Annotated in this window: 1 protein-coding gene; it reads left to right on the forward strand. The window is 46.0% G+C overall.

Annotated elements, in window-relative coordinates; genetic code table 11:
- Positions 1 to 480 (forward strand): condensation domain-containing protein (locus AC04NP_RS30645; protein ID WP_482863944.1); only part of this gene is annotated, 480 nt, incomplete at both ends.

Below are 480 nucleotides of genomic sequence, written 5' to 3' on the forward strand. Positions count from 1 at the left end.
CCTTTGGTGGATTTGAGCCAAGAGGAATTGGAAAGGATTATGGACCAGGTTCCGGGGGGTGGGATCAATATCCAGGACATCTACCCCTTATCCCCCTTACAGGAGGGTATCTATTTTCACCATTTGATGAGCGACCGCAGCAAAGGAGACCCTTATATTTTGTATAATTTATTATCCTTTTCATCGCCGGACAAGCGCTCGGAGTTTATAAGTGCCTTAGTTTTTGTGATCGGTCGCCATGATGTTTTACGTACCTGTGTGCTGAACGATGGATTCTCTCAGGCTTTACAGGTGGTATTACGGGAAGTGGACTTGCCGGTAGAAGAGCTATCCATAGATAGGGGTCAGGATATATTGCCCCAGATAGAAAAAGCCATTGCCCCGGATAGCTTGTACATGGATTTGACAACAGCGCCGATGTTACAGGTAAAGGTGGCCGACGATGTTACCAATGAAACGTATTATTTGGTGTTGCAGCAT

Source organism: Agaribacillus sp. DX54 (assembly GCF_056858335.1).